Here is a 19,634-nt window from a genome sequence, read left to right on the forward strand (position 1 = left end):
AAGAAAAATTAAGCACCGTTCTTAATTTTTCTTAATTTCCTAATGGTTTAATTTATAAAATAGGATGTTTAATAAAATATTTAGTATTGCCAACTAAAAAAAGAGAGCCATTTGACTCTCTTTCTTTATTTTATAAAAAACTATTATTTGTTCTTCTTTGCTTTGATCATCATTTCTAATTGATCCCAAAGTTCTTCCGGAATTGCTTCAAGTAAATTGAACTGTCCAGCGCCTTTGAGCCATTCACCACCATCAATTGTAATAACATCTCCGTTGATGTATGCTGAAAAATCAGAAACTAAGTAAGCCGCTAGATTGGCTAATTCCTGATGATCTCCCACACGTTTTAACGGTACTTTTTTAGCCATATCAAATTTTTCTGCTAAATCTCCAGGTAACAATCGGTCCCACGCACCTTTAGTCGGAAACGGTCCAGGAGCAATTGCATTCGAACGAATTCCGTATTTTGCCCACTCTACAGCGAGACTTCGTGTCATTGCCAAAACTCCCGCTTTTGCAGTTGCGCTAGGCACTACGTAAGCAGAACCTGTCCAAGCGTAAGTTGTAACAATATTCAAAATGGTAGATGATTTTTGTTTGGTGTCAATCCAATGTTTTCCAAAAGCAAGTGTACAGTTTTTGGAACCTTTCAAAACGATATCAATGACAGTATCAAAGGCATTGGCAGATAATCTTTCGGTTGGAGAAATGAAATTTCCGGCTGCATTATTCAGTAGAACATCAACTTTTCCAAAAGCTTTCAACACTTCTTGTAGCATATTTTCTACTTCTTCATAATGACGTACATCACATTGAATTGGTAGACAAGTTCCGCCGGTTTCCGTTTCCAGCTCTGCAGCAGTATTTTTCAGTTTTTCTAAATCTCTGGATGTAATGGCCACTTGCGCACCCAATTCCAAGAAATATTTAGTCATTGCTTTTCCTAAACCGCTTCCGCCTCCGGTTACGACAATCACTTTGCCTTTTAAGGCATCGTCGCGTAACATTTTATCTGTATAACTCATATTTTTGATATTTTTTTATTGTAAATATAATAAAATTAAATAGTATGCATGCATAATAAAAATAAATTTCAATACCGATTTTAGATGGAACACAATCTTTTAGCGGCTTCTTCAAGCGTAGCATTGTCTTTGGCAAAACAGAAACGAATTAGTTTCAGGTCTTTTCCATCGGCATAAAAAGTAGAAATAGGAATTGCAGCAACGCCATGTTCTGTAATAAGTCGTTTGCAAAAATCAACATCATTCTCATTTGATATAGCTGCATACGAAACCACTTGAAAATAAGTTCCTTCGCACGGCATGAGTTTGAAGCGGCTGACTTTTAATAATTGTCTAAAATAATCTCGTTTTTCCTGATATAATTTCCCGATTTCAGCAACAGAAACAATCTCTAAATACTCGCTAATCGCAAACTGACAAATGCTGTTTACACTAAAAACTAAAAATTGATGTACTTTTTTGATTTCGTTCATTAAATATTCCGGCGCTACTAAATAGCCAATTTTCCATCCCGTAACATGGAATGATTTTCCAAAAGAGGAAATCATCACACAACGATTTAATAGTTTCTTGCGTGTATGAGCTGAAATATGTTTCTCCTCGAAAGTGATGTATTCATACACTTCATCAGAAAGAAGTATGATAGCAGGATATTTTTCGAGCAGCATTTCCAAGGCTTCCAAATCATATTCCGCCAAGATTTTCCCGGTTGGATTATGCGGATTATTGATGATAATCATTTTAGTTTTTGCAGTACATGCTTTTTCAATAATTTCCCAATTTGGAGTATAATCATCATTCAGTGCTACCCGAACCGGATTTGCGTTGCATAATAATACAGGCGCTTCATAGCAATCATAACTGGGATCTAAAATAATCACTTCGTCATTGCTTTTTACCAAAGCTGTTATGGTGGTAAAAATGGCTTGTGTCGCTCCAGCGGTAACGAGCAATTCCGTTTTAGGCTGAATTGTTCTTTGATAAGAGTTCTCGATTAATAGTGCTATTTTTGATAATAACGGTAGATAGCCGGACATTGGCGTGTATTGATGTACATTTTCTTTGGCCAGTTTGGCAACAATATTTGTTAAGCGTTCATCGACAGGAAAATTTGGAAAACCTTGAGAAAGATTGATGGCATTATATTCAGCAGCCATTTTTGACATAACTGTAAAAATACTCGTGCTGATATTTGGAAGTTTACTCATAAAATCAAATTAATTGCTTTATAAAAGTACCATTTTTATCCAGATAAATTAGAAGAAAAAAAAAGCTACCTAAATGGCAGCTTCTTCTTGCTAAACAATTAATATTACATTCCTTTGATGATTTCACCGCTAGGTTTGACAACTAATCTACGAACTTCATTGTCTTTTTTTATTTTTAGGTTGTATTCTTTTTTTATGATGTCTCCTTCTTTTTGAGAGTATAAATACTTGTCATTTACAATTTGCCAACCTGGGAACGTTTTGTATATGGAATATATTAAGTCAGTGGGAAGTTTTACGTTTTTGTAATTTTCCACCACACTCATTAATTTTCCATTTTCGTTATAAGTTGCAGTTAATGAACCTTTGGGGGTTTCCATAATGACTAAATAATTTTCAAAACCTTCATAATCTCTTCCCAAATCATAGGCTATAAATTTATCTTCGAGTGCTCTGACGTTTACATCAGGATTTCGATCGGGTATGTAGACAGAAAAATCCTTCCCTGCACTTTTGATTACAACTCCCGGTAAATCTTCCATTTTCATACTCCCTTGTCCAGATCTACTTGGATTATTTTGTGAAAAAGAGACAGTTGTAAAACTTAAAAAAACTAATAAAAAACTAAATGCTTTCATGATGTTTACTTTTAAATTATAATCTAACACACATCCATTTTAATGATAAAAGCTAGGTAATAAGGCTTATTTATTTCTTCCCCTTTTATTTTTTAGTACTATAGATCATTAAAATTTAAAAACATTAGCGGCTTTTGGTATTTGAATTAATATTCAAAAAATGATTTTAGGCATTAGTAAAATTAAAGCCTTTTGAGATTTTGAAGGGTTAATATTTTTGTAAATATTGTTAACGGTAGCATGGATTTCGAACATATTTTTTAGCAGGAAAATCCATTTCAATAGCCATTATGCGCTGTGGTTTGTAACTATTATTTAAATAAGAGGTAAAATAATAGCCTGCTAATCAGCAATCTAATTTAAAAATAAGAAAAATAACCACTTTTTTAGAAATAAAAATCAGGTCTTTCGGTATTATTTTTGTGGCGATAAATAGAGGAAGAATATTTTTGAATAAACGTCTTTAATCCTTAAACAGGCTACTGTATTTTATGAATAATAAAAATAGTAGGGCGGTTGTGTAAATCCACTTTTACTTTTTTCCAATCCGAAGCTCGCATCGTTTTAATGTATTCTGATGGTAAAGTAATATCAGTTGCAATACACAGATGCGTAGTAGGGTTAAGAGCCTGTAAGATATCCTCCAGCATTTTATTGTTTCTGTAAGGAGTTTCTATAAAAATTTGAGACTGATTTTTGTCTTGAGACATTTTTTCAAGATTTTTAAGTGCTATTTTCTTTTCGCCTTTTTCAATAGGTAAGTAGCCATTAAAAGTGAAACTTTGTCCGTTCATTCCCGAAGCCATCATTGCCAAAAGAATTGATGAAGGACCCACCAACGGAACAACTTGAATTCCTTTTTCGTGTGCCAATTTTACAATAACAGCACCAGGATCAGCCACGCCAGGACAACCCGCTTCACTCATTAACCCTACATTTTTGCCTTCCAACAAAGGTTTTATGAAGTCTAAATGTTCCTTAGTTTCGGTGTGTTTATTTAAAACAAAAAGGTTTAATTCAGATTGTTTTTTTTCAGGATTTACGCTTTTAATTGACTTTCGTGCTGTTTTTTCATTTTCAACAATATAATAATCAATAAAATCAATACTTCTTTTTATCGTTTGTGGTAAGACATCCATTGGATCACAGTCGCCTAAAGTGGTAGGGATTAAATAGAGTTTTCCTAAAAGAGTAGTTGTATTCATTGGGATATAATTGCGTTCCTGAAGTAATTTTTTTGTCTATAATATTTAATAAAACACTAGAAATTCAGGCTATTTATGTTTTTCTATTAATTTTTTTGCAATAATCTCGCAAACGTCATTGAGCATGTTGTAGATGATTTCAAATCCATTGGGTAAGCCAAAATACGGATCGGGTACATCTACCTTTTCGTTCGGAAACAATTCATTTAAGATCAATTGGACCTTTTGTTTTTGTTCTTGATTTTCGGCGAGTTCAATAACATCATCATAATTAGAATTGTCCATCACGTAGATATAATCGTATTCATCGAAATCAGCGGTACTGAATTGTCGTCCTTTTTGATGGGAGATATTGATTTTATTTTTTTTTGCAACAGCAATAGAGCGATCATCTGGCGAGTGACCAATGTGCCACGAGCCTGTTCCTGCTGAATCAACGGTAAATTTGTTTTTTGGAAGCTTAGACGCTAATATCCCTTCGGCAAGTGGTGATCTGCAGATATTTCCTAAACAAACCATTAAAATTTTTACGGGCATGATATGTTTAAAGCGTTAATTTTTTATTGATGTCCTCGACATACTTTTTGAATTGTTTGTCGGTAGCAACTAAATTGTCAACTGTTTTGCAAGCATGTAAAACGGTGGCGTGATCGCGATCACCTATTTGAGAACCGATATTTGCTAATGATGCTTTTGTGAATTTCTTTGCAAAAAACATTGCCAATTGTCTGGCTTGTACTACGTGCCTTTTTCTCGTTTTTGATTGAAGGGTTTCCAAATCTAACTGGAAATAATCAGATACCGTTTTTTGAATGTAATCTATAGAAATTTCACGTTTAACATTTTTAACAAATTTTTCAACAACGCTTTTAGCAAGTTCTAAAGTAACTTCTTTTTTATTAAACGAAGATTGGGCAATCAAGGAGATTATAGCCCCTTCCAGTTCTCTTACATTGGATTTAATATTGCGGGCAACATATTCAATAATCTCCTCCGGGATTTCAACACCATCACGATACAATATATTTTTTAGGATAGAAATTCGTGTTTCATAATCGGGTTGGTGCAGTTCAGCAGACAAGCCCCATTTGAAACGAGACAATAACCGCTGTTCGATATCCTGCATATCTACAGGCGCTTTGTCCGAAGTTAGAATTACCTGTTTGCCATTTTGATGCAAATAATTAAAAATATGGAAAAATACATCCTGAGTTCCTGATTTACCGGAAAGGAATTGAACATCATCGATAATTAATACATCAATTAATTGATAAAAATGAATAAAATCATTTCGATTATTTTTCTTTACAGAGTCGATATATTGCTGTGTAAAAATCTCTGCAGAAATGTATAATACTGTTTTTTCAGGATATTTGTCTTTAATCTCCACTCCAATAGCGTGCGCTAAATGGGTTTTTCCTAATCCAACGCCACCAAAAATCAATAACGGATTAAACGATGTTCCGCCTGGTTTATTGGCAACGGCCATACCGGCCGAACGCGCTAATCTATTGGAATCTCCTTCCAGGAAATTATCAAAACTGTAATTGGCATTCAACTGTGATTCGATTTTTAAATTGCGAATTCCAGGGATTACGAAAGGATTTTTTAATTCTGGATTTAAATTTTTGAATGGAGCATCTACTTCCTGAGGCTTCATAGGAACACGGTTAGCACTTGGCAATTGTTCCGTAAACGGTTGTTTGTTGCCGTAAGTGTTTTCCATTCTGATTTTATAGAGTAACTTTGCGTTTTTTCCAAGTTCTTTGGTCAGCGCTACTTTTAATAATTTCACATAATGTTCTTCCAGCCATTCGTAGAAGAATTTGCTTGGAACCTGAATATATAATGCGTTATCGGTAAGTTCAACTGATTTGATTGGTTCGAACCAAGTTTTGTACGCTTGATCCTGAATGTTGTCTTTAATGAAAGACAAACAGTTTTCCCACACTGATTGAGCAGTTTTGTTCATATATTTGGTTAAATTATTTTTATTTGGGGATCTATTATCCTATAATAAAAAGGCTGTGTTTTTATATTTTTTCAGGGAAACAAATATGTGAACAATTTTCTGTAAAAAAAAATATATTAGGTAATAATTTTATAAATTAATGTTGTAAGGAGCTCTTTAAATTTTAAATTTTTAATAAATAATTAATGAAAGATCATCAAATAAATGTTAGGGTCCGGTACTCAGAAACGGATCAAATGGGAGTTGTATATCACGGGAATTACATCCCTTATTTTGAAATTGGAAGGGTGGAATGGCTTAGAGACAAAGGGATCTCTTATAAAAGCATGGAGGAAAGCGGTATTGCGCTGCCTATTGTTTCTATGAATATAAATTATAAAAAACCAGCCAAATATGATGAGTTGCTTACAGTGCATACTCGTTTTAAAAGTCAGAGCTCGGTGAAGATAGAATTTGACTGTGAAATTTATAATGAATCGGATGAGTTATTAACAACTGCTCAATTTATTTTGGTTTTTGTATCCTTAAAAACAGGTCGCCCAACTGCTCCGCCAGATTATATTTTGGACTTATTTAAAATGATGGAATAAAGTAATAAAAAAAGCAATTTTAAATCGAGATTAGAGTTGTTTTATATTGATTTCAAAAATTGAGTTAAAGATGCCGAATACTAGTTCGGCATTTTTTTTTCGCGTTTTTATTTCGATTTTACCAATTGCATTTGCTGAATTTTCTTGAATTTCAATTTCCTGATTTACAATTACGAGTTTTTTTTCTTTGATAACTCGCATCACTTTATTCATAAATGCATAATCAAAGGAAAGAGAATAGTGAATGTCAATTGTTTTTTCGACTATTTCGCAAGTTTTAAGAAGCACTTGCGCAGTATTTTTGTAGGCAGAGATCAATCCGCCAACTCCTAATTTGACTCCTCCGAAAACGCGAACCACTACAATCAAAATATTGGTTACTGAAAAGGACTGAATTTGACCGTAAATTGGCATTCCGGCGCTGTTGCTTGGTTCTCCATCATCATTTGCCCTATAAGTCAGTGTTTCAGTGCCAATCTGGAAAGCGTAACAAAAATGGCCTGCCTGCGGATGTTCTTTTCGCAACCGTTCAAGAATAGGTTTTAGTTGGTCTTCGGATTCTATCGGGAAAGCATAGCCAAAGAATTTGCTGTTTTTTTCTTTGAATAATACTGATGAGGGTGCGAATTCAATAGTTTTGTAGGTGTCTTTTAATTCCAAGGGTAAAGGTGTTGGGATTAAAGTATTATTTTTTCAAACAAGTTTACCACATCTTCTTGCCCAACTTGTAAATTCCAAACCTTCAGGCCTGCGGCTTTAGCGGCATCAGTGTTTTCTTTTTTATCATCAACAAACAAAGTTCGCTTTGGTGCTAAATTGTGTTTTTTGATAACATAATTAAAAATTTCGGCATCGGGTTTTCGCAAACCCATCTCAAATGAAAAATAAATCTTTTCGAAACATTGATAAAAATCTCTGTAAAAAGACATGCCTGCTTTGTGTTGGAATTTTTCAATATGCATCGCGTCAGTATTGCTCAATAAAAATAAGCGATACTTGGTCGATAGTTTTTGCAGAAATTCTAAACGGTACAAAGGTATTGTCGAGTCTGGAATTATGGAATTCCACGCATGACGAATCTCTTCTATAGAGGCATCCGGTATATGTTCTTGAAAGCCCTCTATGAATTGAAGTTCAGAAATTTTACCCGTTTCAAAATTGCGGTTAAGTTCCTGTAAATCAGTGCTCCATTCTGTTAAGCCTAATTTTTTAAACTCAATAATTGGGGCATCTTTATCTAGATTTATAAAAATATCTCCAAAATCAAAAATTATAGTATTAATCATGGTTTCTAACTATTATAAGTTCATCATTGCCAATTGACTTCTTTTCAAAAGACTTTTTTGGCAATATTGGGGCGCTGATTCCGCTTCCAAATTTTATGTTTCCAATAAATATTCGCGCTTCATCCCAAAGATTCTCGTCAATGAAAGTTTGCAAAGATTGCCTGCCACCTTCAATAATTACGGATTGTATTTCATTTTGAAATAAGAGTTGGACAATCTGCTTGGCAATATTTTCGTTGAAATCAATTTTTTGGAAATGAACATTTTCTTTTTCATCAGAAAACACTGTTTCCGAAATCATTATCGTTTTCACGGAATTATCAAAGATATGACTTTCTGTGTAAATACGATTATTTCGGTCGAGAACAATTCGAATGGGGTTATTACCGCACCAATCTCGAACATTTAATTTTGGGTTGTCTTCGATAGCTGTTTTGGTTCCCACCAGAATTGCCTGTTCTTCGGAGCGCCATTTGTGCACTAATTGTCTTGAATAAAAGTTGGTTATCCAAACAGGTGCTCGTTTTTTAATAACAGTCATGCCTGAGGTTTCTGGATTGCAAAAAATGGATTCCGGCGCTATAAAACCGTCATGAGTTTCGGCCCATTTCAAAATTACATACGGTCTTTTCTTTTCGTGAAACGTAAAAAATCGTTTGTTCAACTCGTTACATTCGTCTTCAAGAATGCCGGTGGTAACCTGTATTCCGGCTTCCAATAGTTTTTTAATACCATTTCCCGCAACTTTTACATTGGGATCAACGGTTCCTATGACAACATTCGGAATTTTATTTTTTATAATCAGATCACAACAAGGCGGTGTTTTTCCAAAATGACTACAAGGTTCCAAACTCACATAAATAGTAGCTTTTTTTAGCAGCGTTTTGTCCTTCACTGAATTTATAGCGTTTACTTCAGCATGTGGTTCACCTGCCTGTTTGTGCCATCCTTCTCCGATGATTTTGTCTTCATGAACGATTACACTACCTACCAAAGGGTTCGGATAGGTAGTCCCTAAGCCATTCTTAGCTAATTCAATGCAACGTTCAATATATTTTTCATGTATTTTCACAAAACAAAAGTAATGATTTTTGACTTTACGATTTTGTTTTAAAACTTTTGAAAATTATTCTAAACAATTTCTATTTTTGCAGATATAATTAGATTTTGAAAAAATGGAAAATTACAGTATCAGGAAAATAAATAAAGAGGATAATCCCGAAGTTGCTCAATTGATACGAGCGGTTTTTGATGAAATGGATATCCCAAAAGTAGGAACGGCGTATGAAGATCCCTATTTGGACTTAATGTACGAGGAGTACAACAAATCCAGATCCGTATATTATGTTGTTGAAAATAACGGTAAAATTGTTGGTGTTGCAGGAATCGCACCGCTTGCTAACGAAGCCGAGACCATTTGTGAATTGCAGAAAATGTATTTTCTGCCTGAAGCCCGAGGTATAGGAATTGGTAGTGAAATGATGGAAGTCTGTTTGCAGAGTGGCAAAAATCTCGGATATGAAAAATGTTATTTAGAAACCATGCCATTTATGCTTGATGCCCAAAAATTATATAAAAAAGCGGGTTTTAACTATATTGATGCTCCAATGGGAAGTACAGGCCATGTAAGCTGTCCCGTTTGGATGCTAAAAGAATTGTAATTTTTTCGTATGAATTAATTGAATTAATCCATCAAATCGATACCATAATAAAATGAAAATAAAAGAATTCAGAAGCTACTTTATTCAGGAACTCACTCCGATTTATGATGCTGGCGAAGCGGAAAGCTTCTTTTATTTGATTTTGGAAGAAAAACAACAGTTAAAAAGAATTGATTTGGCTTTACAGCCTTATTTGGATTTTTCTGAGGAACAAATCATGGTTTGGGATTTAATTTTGCAGCAACTAAAAAAGGAAATTCCGATTCAGTATTTATTAGGCAAAACGAGTTTTTACGGACTGGATTTTCAGGTCAATGAAAATGTTTTGATTCCCAGACCGGAAACAGAAGAATTGGTCGAATGGATTATAGAAAGGCAGAATTCAAAAGGTAAAAGTCAGCAAATCCGTATATTGGATATTGGCACAGGAAGTGGCTGTATTGCCATTTCTTTGGCAAAAAATCTACCAAACGCACAGGTTTTTGCATTAGATATTTCTGTAAAAGCTTTGGCTACAGCCCAAAAAAATGCGGAATTAAATACCGTGAATGTAACATTTATAAATCAAAATATTCTTGAAACGGAGGATTTGGGACAACAGTTTGATATTATAGTTTCAAATCCGCCCTACGTCAGAAATTTAGAAAAAGCCGAGATCAAAAAAAATGTTTTGGACAATGAACCACATCTGGCCCTTTTTGTAGAAGATAACGACGCATTAATTTTTTATAAAAAAATAGCAGACCTAGCCCAGAAAAATCTGTCCAAAAACGGACACTTATTTTTTGAAATTAATCAATATCTAGGAAAACAAATGATTGATTTACTTGAGAAAATGAATTTCTCAGCTATCGAACTACGCAAAGATATTTACGGTAATGAAAGGATGATTAAAGGAGAAATGAATTAAGTAGCCAGTTGCAGTATTCAGCTTTTAAACTTGTGAAATTAGAAATCGTTTCCTGAGCCTGTCAGAGCGAACAGTTGAAGCTAACATCATTGAGCAATCAAAAAAATGAGTATTTAGTTTTAAATCTGTACACTTTTATTTCCCTTTGGGGATTTTACTCATATCGCAACGCTTCAATTGGATCCAGTTTTGAGGCTTTTATAGCCGGATACAACCCAGAAACAAGCGCTACCATAAAACTGGTAATAAATGCCGCCATAATAGCTCCCCATGGAATTACAAAAACAAAATTGACAGCTGTAGCAATACCAAATCCGATCAATATTCCAAAAATAATCCCGACTAATCCGCCTAGTTGACCAATAAGTAATGTTTCTATAAAAAACTGAAAAGCAATAGTTGTTTTTTTGGCGCCCAATGCTTTGCGAACGCCTATTTCCCTGGTTCGCTCCGTAACGGAAACAATCATAATATTCATTAAAGCGATTGAAGATCCCAGCACCGTGATTATACCAATAAGCCAAGAAGCGAATCCAAGGTATTTAGTAATTCCCAGAATTCTATTGATGAGGTCGTCACTGCGAACTACTCCAAAATTATTGTCTTGCACCGGACTTAATTTACGAACTCTGCGCATGGTACTTATAGCATTGTCAATCGCCTGGTTCAGAAATTCCTTCTTATTGACCATAACGCTCATGGTATAGTTGATACTTGGTGCCGTAAATAAAGAGCGCGCTACCTGAATTGGAATTAAAACACGTAAATCCTGGCTATTTCCAAAGGTGGATCCCTTTTCTTTCAGCACTCCAATTACTTTAAACTTGGCTCCTCGAATAGAGATTGTTTTGTCAATAGGATTTATGTTTTTCAGCAATCCTTTTTCAAAATCAGAACCTACAATACATACATAAGCATTGTTTTGAATGTCAAATCCTGTAAAATTGCGACCTAAACTGGTTTCCAGACCAGAATTGGTAATAAAATGTTCGTCTACACCGACAATAGTATTTTCGGGATCGGTTTTCATAGCCTCATATTTCACCTCTGCAGTAGATGTAGCTGTAAAAGAAAGAGAAGTTTCAGAAAAAGGATATTTGTATTTGTTCTTGAAAGCAACAGCTTCCGGATAGGAAATGATTGGATTAATGATTTTTCGTTCCTCGCCTCCTTGTCTTCGCGCCGTATTTTCGTACTGATTGATGTTAAAAGTGTTGGCTCCCATTGCAGCAAAATCACTTGAAATCGTATTTTCTAAAGCAGCAACTACTGTCAAAATCCCCACTAAGGCAGTGATTCCAATAGCGATAATTAAAACCGTCAGAACGGTTCGCAGCAGCTGCGTTCTTATGGAACCAAGAGCAATCCGTATATTTTCTTTGAATAATTTAAACATAGTTATTGTTTGACACCAAAAGACAATTTTTGTTACACGTTTTTTTTTTACAACTGTAATTTATTTTTCAACTGTTGAAAAGGAGCTTTCTTTGGTCGCTCTTTCTGCCAGGGAAATAATATTATTTTTACCGCTTGATTTTCGCTTTAAAACGGGTTGTGGAATTCTAAAATAAAAGACGAATTTTTTTAGAAAGAATTATTTTAAAAAGTAAGATATTTGCAAAGAATTACAATTTTAAAATTCCGATCTGCGATTGTAAGTTGCCCGATCGTTTTTTTAATTCACAGTTCATAATTCATAATTCGTAAATCAAAAATGGCATCAAAACCGAGCATTCCAAAAGGCACCAGAGATTTTTCACCAACTGAAGTGGCAAAACGTCAATATATCATTCAGATTATAAAAAGTAATTTCGAGAAATTTGGTTTCCAACCTATAGAAACGCCATCGTTCGAAAATTCCGAAACCTTAATGGGGAAATATGGAGAAGAAGGCGACCGCCTGATTTTCAAAATATTAAATTCCGGAGATTATTTGGCGAAAGCTACAGAAAGCCATTTAGAAAATAAAGACAGTATTAAACTGACTTCTAGTATTTCTGAAAAAGCCTTACGATATGATTTAACTGTTCCGTTTGCTCGTTATGTAGTACAACACCAAAACGAAATTGAATTTCCATTCAAACGGTACCAAATACAACCTGTTTGGCGTGCAGACCGTCCACAAAAAGGACGTTTCAGAGAGTTTTTTCAATGTGATGCTGATGTTGTGGGTTCTAAATCATTATGGCAGGAAGTTGAATTAGTACAATTGTACGACACTGTTTTTACTGATTTGGGTTTAAACGGAGTAACAATCAAAATCAATAACAGAAAAATATTATCTGGAATTGCAGAAGTGATTGGAGCTTCAGATAAATTAATTGACTTTACAGTCGCCTTGGATAAGCTAGACAAAATAGGCGAGGATGGTGTGAAGAAAGAAATGATGGAGAAAGGAATTTCTGAAGAAGCGATACGAAAAGTGCAGCCTCTTTTCAGTTTTACCGGAACTATATCTGAGAAAATAACTCAGCTTTCTGCATTGCTCTCTGAATCTGAAGAAGGAATGAAAGGAGTAGAAGAGCTGCGTTTTATTTGTGACAATGTGATGAAGTTGGGATTGAATAATTCCATTTTAGATTTAGATGTGACATTAGCAAGAGGATTGAATTACTACACGGGAGCTATTTTTGAAGTTGCCCCACCAAAATCAGTTGCAATGGGTTCTATCGGTGGTGGCGGTCGATACGATGATTTGACCGGAATTTTTGGACTCAAAAACATGAGCGGCGTGGGAATATCATTTGGATTAGACCGAATTTATTTGGTCATCGAAGAACTGAACTTATTTCCGGAAACCGTAACTGCAACTTCCAAAGCATTGTTTATTAATTACGGAGATGCAGAGGCTTTTTATGCACTACAGGCAATTCAGAAACTGAGATCTTCAGGAATAAAAGTTGAATTATATCCGGATAATACAAAAGTAGCCAAACAATTTCAGCATGCTGATAAACGAGGAATTCCTTTTGCTGTTATAATTGGAGAACAGGAAATGGCGTCCAATTCGTATTCGCTTAAAAATTTGGTTACAGGAGAACAGGTTACTGTTGATTTTGAAAATTTAAAAAACAGGCTTTTATAGAATCATAGCTTTATGGCAAAAAAAAAGCTTCGTTTTTAAAACGAAGCTTTTTTTAATATAATACAATGGTGAATTAATAATTTTTCAGATAACCTTTAATTTTAGTTTTTCCTTAGAAAAAAACCATTACAAAAATATAAAAAGGATATCTGGACAATCTTAAAATAATCTTAAAATTTACATATATAAGATATTATTGTTTTAAAAAGGAGAAAATAAAAATTAGGTAGCATTTTAACAAAAGAATGACAATTTGACATTTTAAAAGAATTGGCAGTACTTTTGCAATCCATAGAAAAGATTAAAAAATGAAGTTTAAGAATATTTTTAAAAATATAAGTAATATGACTACTGAAAATACAGAAATCGATCAAGAAATAGACGAAGTAACATTGGAGCAAAATGCGAACGGAGAACAGCTTATTATTGAGGAATTAAGTGTAGAAGAGCAATTAACACAAGATTTAGCGAAGGAAAAAGATAAGTATTTACGTTTGTTTGCTGAATTTGAAAATTACAAACGAAGAACTACAAAAGAACGTATCGAGTTGTTTAAAACGGCAAATCAGGAAGTTTTATTAGCAATGTTACCAGTATTGGATGATTTTGACAGAGCTTTGGTTGAAATAAACAAATCGGATGACGAATTGTTGACAAAAGGAGTGGAGCTTATCCATGAAAAATTAAAAAGCACTTTAATTTCTAAAGGTTTAGAACAAGTTGAGGTTAAGGCTGGAGATGTATTTGATGCTGATTTTGCTGAAGCAATTACTCAGATTCCTGCTCCAAAGATGAAAGGTAAAATTGTTGATGTTCTTGAAAAAGGATATAAATTAGGAGATAAAATAATTCGTTTTCCAAAAGTTGTTATAGGGCAGTAATAGATTCGCGGTTAATCGCGTATTTATATCACGCGTAGGGTCGCACTGCAGTGTGTCTCAACAAAAGAAAAAATAAAAATGAAAAAAGATTTTTACGAAATATTAGGCGTTTCAAAAAACGCTGATGCTGCTGAAATAAAAAAAGCATACAGAAAACAAGCAATTGCGCATCACCCTGACAAAAATCCTGGAGACAAATCGGCAGAAGAAAAATTTAAATTAGCAGCTGAAGCTTATGAAGTACTGAGCGATGCTCAGAAAAAAGCTAAATACGATCAGTACGGTCACCAAGCTTTTGATGGTTCAGGCGGTTTTGGCGGAGGTGGTCACGGCGGAATGAATATGGATGACATATTCAGTCAGTTTGGTGATATTTTCGGAGGCGGTTTTGGTGGTTTCGGAGGCGGCGGAGGCGGCGGAGTTCGTCGTGCTAAAGGAAGTAACCTTCGTATTAAAGTAAAATTGACATTGGAAGAAATTGCCAATGGCGTGGAGAAAAAAGTAAAAGTAAAACGTAAAGTTCAAGCACCTGGAGTTACTTATAAAACGTGTTCTACCTGTAATGGTCAAGGACAAGTGATGCGTGTTACGAATACTATTTTGGGTAGAATGCAATCAGCTTCTACATGTCCAACATGTAGTGGTTCAGGTCAAATTTTAGACAGAAAACCATCCGAAGCGGATTCACAAGGAATGATTCTTGAAGACGAGACGGTTTCAATAAAAATACCCGCGGGTGTGGTTGACGGGATGCAACTGAAAGTTTCTAATAAAGGAAACGATGCACCGGGAAACAGTATTCCAGGAGATTTAATTGTTGCTATTGAAGAATTGGAGCATGAGTTCTTGAAACGTGAAGGAGAGAATTTACATTACGATTTATACATCAGTTTTGCTGAAGCTGTTCTCGGAATCTCTAAAGATATCGAAGCTATAAACGGAAAAGTAAGAATCAGATTGGAAGAAGGAATTCAATCCGGTAAAATTTTAAGACTAAAAGGAAAAGGAATTCCAAGCATCAATGGCTACGGAAACGGAGATTTATTGGTTCATGTGAATGTTTGGACTCCAAAGACACTGAATAAAGATCAAAAACAGTTTTTCGAAAAAAATCTGACTGATGAGAATTTTATTCCAAATCCCGAAAAATCAGACAAATCATTTTTTGAGAAAGTGAAAGATATGTTTTCATAATAAAAAGTAGCGATACAATTTATCGATGCTGTTTAAAATATATTCCCCATCCTTGTTAAAATAAGGATGGGTTTTTTATGAAATAGCCATTACCATTTTGTTTGTTGCAAATAAATACCAGTGAATACAAGGCCATAACATATATGCTACTTAAAATTAAATGGTACATATATGAAACTATTCTAAGTATTTCGATACTAATTATTTACTTTTACACCAATTAAAAAATAAGCATGAGTAACATTCTTGAAGTGAATAAAGTTGTAAAGCAATACGGTGATTATGTGGCGCTTAACGAGGTTTCATTAACGGTTCCAAGAGGAAGTATCTACGGACTTTTAGGTCCCAATGGCGCCGGAAAAACATCACTTATCCGAATCATAAATCAAATTACATTGCCTGATAGCGGTGAAATTATTTTGGATGGTGAAAAACTGCAACCTAAACACGTTCAACATATAGGCTATTTACCCGAAGAAAGAGGATTGTACAACACGATGAAAGTGGGAGAACAATGCTTGTATTTGGCTCAAATGAAAGGACTTACTAAGGCTGAAGCCAAAAAACAACTGGAGTATTGGTTCGAAAGATTAGAAATTCAAGGCTGGTGGAACAAGAAAATCCAAGAGCTTTCTAAGGGAATGGCACAGAAAATTCAGTTTGTGGTTTGCGTTTTGCACAAGCCTAAACTGTTGATTTTTGATGAACCTTTTTCTGGTTTTGATCCCGTAAATGCCAATATTATAAAAGATGAAATTCTAGCATTGCGAGAAGAAGGAGCGACCATAATTTTCTCGACACACCGCATGGAAAGTGTAGAAGAATTATGTGATCATATCGCTTTGATTCACAAATCCAATAAACTTATTGAAGGGAAACTAGATGATGTGAAAAGACAATTTAAAACCAATAGTTTTGAAGTGGGTATTTTATCAGAGAATGTAGAAGGATTGATGTACGCAATTACGCAAAAATTTACTGTTGGTCCAGCTAACTTTAAATCACTGAACAGCGAATTAAAACTGGAAATCCAACTAGGGAATGCCACGCCAAATGAGTTATTGAATATCCTAACACAATGTGGGCAAGTAACGCATTTTGTAGAAAAAATACCAAGTGTCAACGATATTTTTATTCAAACAGTAACACGATAGACTTTCTTGGACTTCTTAGATTTTTAGAAAATCTAAACGTTTATAATCCTAATAGTCTAAAATGTCCAATAATCTAATAATCTAAAATGTCTATAATAACATTAATCATAAAAAGAGAGTTTATAGCTAAGGTGCGCAATAAATCTTTTATTGTTATGACTTTTTTAAGTCCGTTACTTTTTGTTGCAATTGCATCGTTTGTAGCGTATTTAAGTTCGATGAAAGCGGAAACTAAACGAATCGCTATTCATGATGAATCGGGTATGTTTGTAAAAGAATTTACGTCGCAAAACAAGATAAATGATGAATATAAATATCTTGATCTGTCATTAATTGATTTAAAATTCCTTAAAGATAGTATCACAAATGAAAGCTATGAAGGATTATTATACATTCCAAAAGCAAGTAATTCCAAGGATTTCGAAAGTAAAATCCAATTTATTTCAAACAGTAGTCCAAGTATGTCATTCGTTGAAAATATTCAGGATATAATTGCCAATAAATTGACAAAAAACAATTTAGAAGCAGCAAATTTAGACACGCTGGCTATTAAAAACGCCCAATCGAAAGTAAGTGTCAACTTGACAAAAGCTTCTGGTGAAGAAAGTGTTAAAGGGCTTAACGAAATCAAAATTGGGATTGGCGGTGCGTTTGGGTATCTTATTATGATGTTTATAATCATCTATGGAAACATGGTGATGCGAAGTGTCATTGAAGAAAAAACCAGCCGAATAGTAGAAATCATTATTTCCTCAGTGAAACCATTTCAATTGATGATGGGAAAAATCATTGGAACTTCATTAGCGGGATTGCTGCAATTCTTCATATGGGCAATAATCGGACTGTCTTTAATGTTTGCAGCCTCGGTATTTTTTGGGGTAAATGTGGGACCAGCAGCTAGAATTTCGCCGGAAATGATGCAAAATGCACAGCAAGAAATGACTGGAACTGCCCAAATGTATATTAAGGAATTATGGAATTTACCTATTGCAAGTATCTTAATTGGATTTGTGATTTATTTCATTGGCGGTTATTTTCTGTACAGCTCATTTTACGCGGCAATTGGCGCTGCAGTTGATAATCAAACGGATTCACAGCAATTTCTGTTACCTATTATAATGCCGTTAATGTTGAGCGTTTATGTTGGGTTTTTTACTGTTATCAATGATCCGCACGGGACAATTGCGGTTGTTTTTTCAATGATTCCGCTTACCTCACCAATAGTAATGCTAATGCGAATTCCGTTTGGTGTACCTTTGTGGCAAATCGCAATATCTGTAACGTTATTATTTGGAAGCTTCTTTGGTGTAGTTTGGTTTGCTGCAAAAATATACCGAATAGGGATACTGATGTACGGCAAAAAACCAACATGGAGTGAAATGTACCGCTGGTTGAAATACTAATACAAGTTCAATTTAACTTAATTAATTTATGGAGCTATTTCCCGCTTTCCGTTACCAACGAAGTTCACTGAACTCCTATGAAAATAGAAATTAAGTGAAGTAATATTTTTATTTTTAAAAAAAAATAAAAATATTACTTCACTTTGATCGGGGCTAGGGCATCAGTTTTCAAAAAGGTTGTCTGTTAATTAGAAATGAAATTTTGTGCCATGGTGGCTAAACAAAAATAAAAATATGTCAAAAATACTAATCATAGAAGATGAAGCTGCAATTCGAAGAGTACTTACAAAAATACTCTCTGAAGAAAATGATACCTATCAGGTTGAAGAAGCCGAAGATGGTGCAGCAGGTTTTGAAAAAATAAAAAACAACGATTACGATTTGGTTTTGTGCGACATCAAAATGCCAAAAATGGACGGTGTTGAAGTTTTGGAAGCAGTCAAAAAAATCAAACCTGAAATTCCTATGGTGATGATTTCCGGTCATGGCGATATGGAAACGGCAATCAATACGATGCGTTTGGGAGCGTTTGATTACATTTCAAAACCACCGGATTTAAACCGATTGTTAAATACGGTTCGCAATGCTTTGGACAAAAAACAACTCGTAGTAGAGAATAAAATTCTGAAGAAAAAAGTCAGCAAAAACTACGAAATGATTGGCGAAAGTGAAGCTATCAATCACATCAAAGTGATGATTGATAAGGTTTCCCAAACCGAAGCCAGAGTTTTAATTACTGGACCAAACGGAACTGGAAAAGAACTCGTTGCCCATCAATTACACGAAAAAAGCGCGCGCGCGAATTTCCCTTTAATCGAAGTAAATTGTGCTGCTATTCCATCGGAATTGATCGAAAGCGAATTATTCGGTCACGTAAAAGGAGCGTTTACATCGGCAGTTAAAGACCGCGCAGGTAAATTTGAAGCGGCGGATAAAGGAACTATTTTCTTAGATGAAATTGGTGACATGAGTCTTTCGGCGCAAGCCAAAGTATTACGTGCTTTACAAGAAAGTATGATTACCAGAGTAGGAGCGGACAAAGACATCAAAGTCGATGTTCGTGTCGTAGCGGCAACGAATAAAGATTTGAAAGTCGAAATTGCCGAAGGTCGTTTCCGTGAAGATTTGTACCATCGTTTGGCAGTAATTTTGATCAAAGTTCCTGCGTTGAATGAAAGACGGGATGACATTCCGATGTTGATTTCACATTTTGCAGATAAGATTGCTTCGGAGCAAGGGAATGCGGTTAAAAAGTTCTCTGCAGCAGCGATCAACTTATTAAAGGAATACGATTGGACAGGGAATATTCGTGAATTGCGAAATGTTGTGGAGCGCTTGATTATCCTTGGCGGAAATGAAATTTCCGAGAATGATGTGAAGCTATTTGCGTCGAAATAATTAAATAATTTAAAGATTGAATAA

General features: G+C 34.6%; 19 protein-coding genes. 9 read left to right on the forward strand and 10 right to left on the reverse strand.

Annotated features, from left to right (window positions below):
• Positions 1-143: 143 nt before the first annotated feature.
• From E0F89_RS04330 to dnaA, 6 genes are all read right to left on the reverse strand, one after another.
• Positions 144-1,025, reverse strand: a complete 882-nt coding sequence (locus E0F89_RS04330; RefSeq protein WP_165151789.1) for an SDR family oxidoreductase — start codon at positions 1,023-1,025, stop codon at positions 144-146.
• Positions 1,026-1,105: 80 nt separating this feature from the next.
• On the reverse strand, positions 1,106-2,233 hold the full coding sequence (locus E0F89_RS04335) for a methionine aminotransferase (protein WP_131908603.1): 1,128 nt from the start codon (positions 2,231-2,233) through the stop codon (positions 1,106-1,108).
• Between the two features lie 104 nt (positions 2,234-2,337).
• Positions 2,338-2,871 carry a hypothetical protein gene (locus E0F89_RS04340; RefSeq protein ID WP_131908604.1) on the reverse strand — a complete coding sequence of 178 codons (534 nt, stop codon included), beginning with the start codon at positions 2,869-2,871 and terminating at the stop codon, positions 2,338-2,340.
• A 479-nt stretch (positions 2,872-3,350) separates the two neighbouring features.
• Positions 3,351-4,076 (reverse strand): SAM-dependent methyltransferase, encoded by a 726-nt coding sequence (locus E0F89_RS04345; protein ID WP_131908605.1) that lies wholly within the window; start codon positions 4,074-4,076, stop codon positions 3,351-3,353.
• 69 nt (positions 4,077-4,145) lie between these two features.
• A complete protein-coding gene (locus tag E0F89_RS04350; RefSeq protein WP_131908606.1) occupies positions 4,146-4,613 on the reverse strand; it encodes a low molecular weight protein-tyrosine-phosphatase in 468 nt (155 codons plus the stop codon).
• A 7-nt stretch (positions 4,614-4,620) separates the two neighbouring features.
• Positions 4,621-6,048, reverse strand: a complete 1,428-nt coding sequence (gene dnaA, locus E0F89_RS04355) for a chromosomal replication initiator protein DnaA (RefSeq protein WP_131908607.1) — start codon at positions 6,046-6,048, stop codon at positions 4,621-4,623.
• A 185-nt stretch (positions 6,049-6,233) separates the two neighbouring features.
• Between dnaA and E0F89_RS04360 the strand changes: the two genes are divergently transcribed.
• Complete coding sequence (locus E0F89_RS04360; RefSeq protein ID WP_131908608.1) at positions 6,234-6,638, forward strand: acyl-CoA thioesterase; 405 nt, start codon at positions 6,234-6,236, stop codon at positions 6,636-6,638.
• A 30-nt stretch (positions 6,639-6,668) separates the two neighbouring features.
• On the opposite strand, the gene E0F89_RS04365 is transcribed toward E0F89_RS04360, so the two are convergent.
• From E0F89_RS04365 to ribD, 3 genes are read right to left on the reverse strand one after another with little or no spacing between them, the layout of a single operon-like run.
• Positions 6,669-7,298, reverse strand: a complete 630-nt coding sequence (locus tag E0F89_RS04365) for an IMPACT family protein (RefSeq protein WP_131908609.1) — start codon at positions 7,296-7,298, stop codon at positions 6,669-6,671.
• A 17-nt stretch (positions 7,299-7,315) separates the two neighbouring features.
• Positions 7,316-7,924: an HAD family hydrolase gene (locus E0F89_RS04370; protein WP_131908610.1), complete on the reverse strand. Its 609-nt coding sequence runs from the start codon at positions 7,922-7,924 to the stop codon at positions 7,316-7,318.
• Positions 7,917-8,996 (reverse strand): bifunctional diaminohydroxyphosphoribosylaminopyrimidine deaminase/5-amino-6-(5-phosphoribosylamino)uracil reductase RibD, encoded by a 1,080-nt coding sequence (gene ribD, locus E0F89_RS04375; RefSeq protein ID WP_131908611.1) that lies wholly within the window; start codon positions 8,994-8,996, stop codon positions 7,917-7,919. The genes E0F89_RS04370 and ribD overlap by 8 nt, the downstream gene beginning before the upstream one ends.
• 103 nt (positions 8,997-9,099) lie before the next feature.
• Between ribD and E0F89_RS04380 the strand changes: the two genes are divergently transcribed.
• Positions 9,100-9,585, forward strand: coding sequence for a GNAT family N-acetyltransferase (locus E0F89_RS04380; protein WP_131908612.1), 486 nt, complete (start codon positions 9,100-9,102; stop codon positions 9,583-9,585).
• A gap of 52 nt (positions 9,586-9,637) precedes the next feature.
• A complete protein-coding gene (gene prmC, locus E0F89_RS04385; protein ID WP_131908613.1) occupies positions 9,638-10,495 on the forward strand; it encodes a peptide chain release factor N(5)-glutamine methyltransferase in 858 nt (285 codons plus the stop codon).
• Positions 10,496-10,649: 154 nt separating this feature from the next.
• On the opposite strand, the gene E0F89_RS04390 is transcribed toward prmC, so the two are convergent.
• Positions 10,650-11,891: an ABC transporter permease gene (locus E0F89_RS04390; protein WP_131908614.1), complete on the reverse strand. Its 1,242-nt coding sequence runs from the start codon at positions 11,889-11,891 to the stop codon at positions 10,650-10,652.
• A 318-nt stretch (positions 11,892-12,209) separates the two neighbouring features.
• Here E0F89_RS04390 and hisS point away from each other — a divergent pair, with 318 nt between their 5' ends.
• The 6 genes from hisS to E0F89_RS04420 all read left to right on the forward strand — a co-directional run bounded on the left by hisS (position 12,210) and on the right by E0F89_RS04420 (position 19,610).
• Entirely contained in the window at positions 12,210-13,580 is a 1,371-nt protein-coding gene (gene hisS, locus E0F89_RS04395; protein ID WP_131908615.1) for a histidine--tRNA ligase, read from the forward strand.
• A 308-nt stretch (positions 13,581-13,888) separates the two neighbouring features.
• Positions 13,889-14,461, forward strand: coding sequence for a nucleotide exchange factor GrpE (locus E0F89_RS04400; protein WP_131908616.1), 573 nt, complete (start codon positions 13,889-13,891; stop codon positions 14,459-14,461).
• Positions 14,462-14,539: 78 nt separating this feature from the next.
• Entirely contained in the window at positions 14,540-15,655 is a 1,116-nt protein-coding gene (dnaJ, locus tag E0F89_RS04405; protein ID WP_131908617.1) for a molecular chaperone DnaJ, read from the forward strand.
• A gap of 233 nt (positions 15,656-15,888) precedes the next feature.
• Positions 15,889-16,809 carry an ABC transporter ATP-binding protein gene (locus E0F89_RS04410; protein ID WP_131908618.1) on the forward strand — a complete coding sequence of 307 codons (921 nt, stop codon included), beginning with the start codon at positions 15,889-15,891 and terminating at the stop codon, positions 16,807-16,809.
• A gap of 86 nt (positions 16,810-16,895) precedes the next feature.
• Entirely contained in the window at positions 16,896-18,212 is a 1,317-nt protein-coding gene (locus E0F89_RS04415; protein ID WP_131908619.1) for an ABC transporter permease, read from the forward strand.
• A gap of 234 nt (positions 18,213-18,446) precedes the next feature.
• Positions 18,447-19,610: a sigma-54-dependent transcriptional regulator gene (locus tag E0F89_RS04420; RefSeq protein ID WP_131908620.1), complete on the forward strand. Its 1,164-nt coding sequence runs from the start codon at positions 18,447-18,449 to the stop codon at positions 19,608-19,610.
• Positions 19,611-19,634: the final 24 nt, after the last annotated feature.

This window comes from Flavobacterium caseinilyticum (genome assembly GCF_004349085.1).
Lineage (GTDB): Bacteria > Bacteroidota > Bacteroidia > Flavobacteriales > Flavobacteriaceae > Flavobacterium > Flavobacterium caseinilyticum.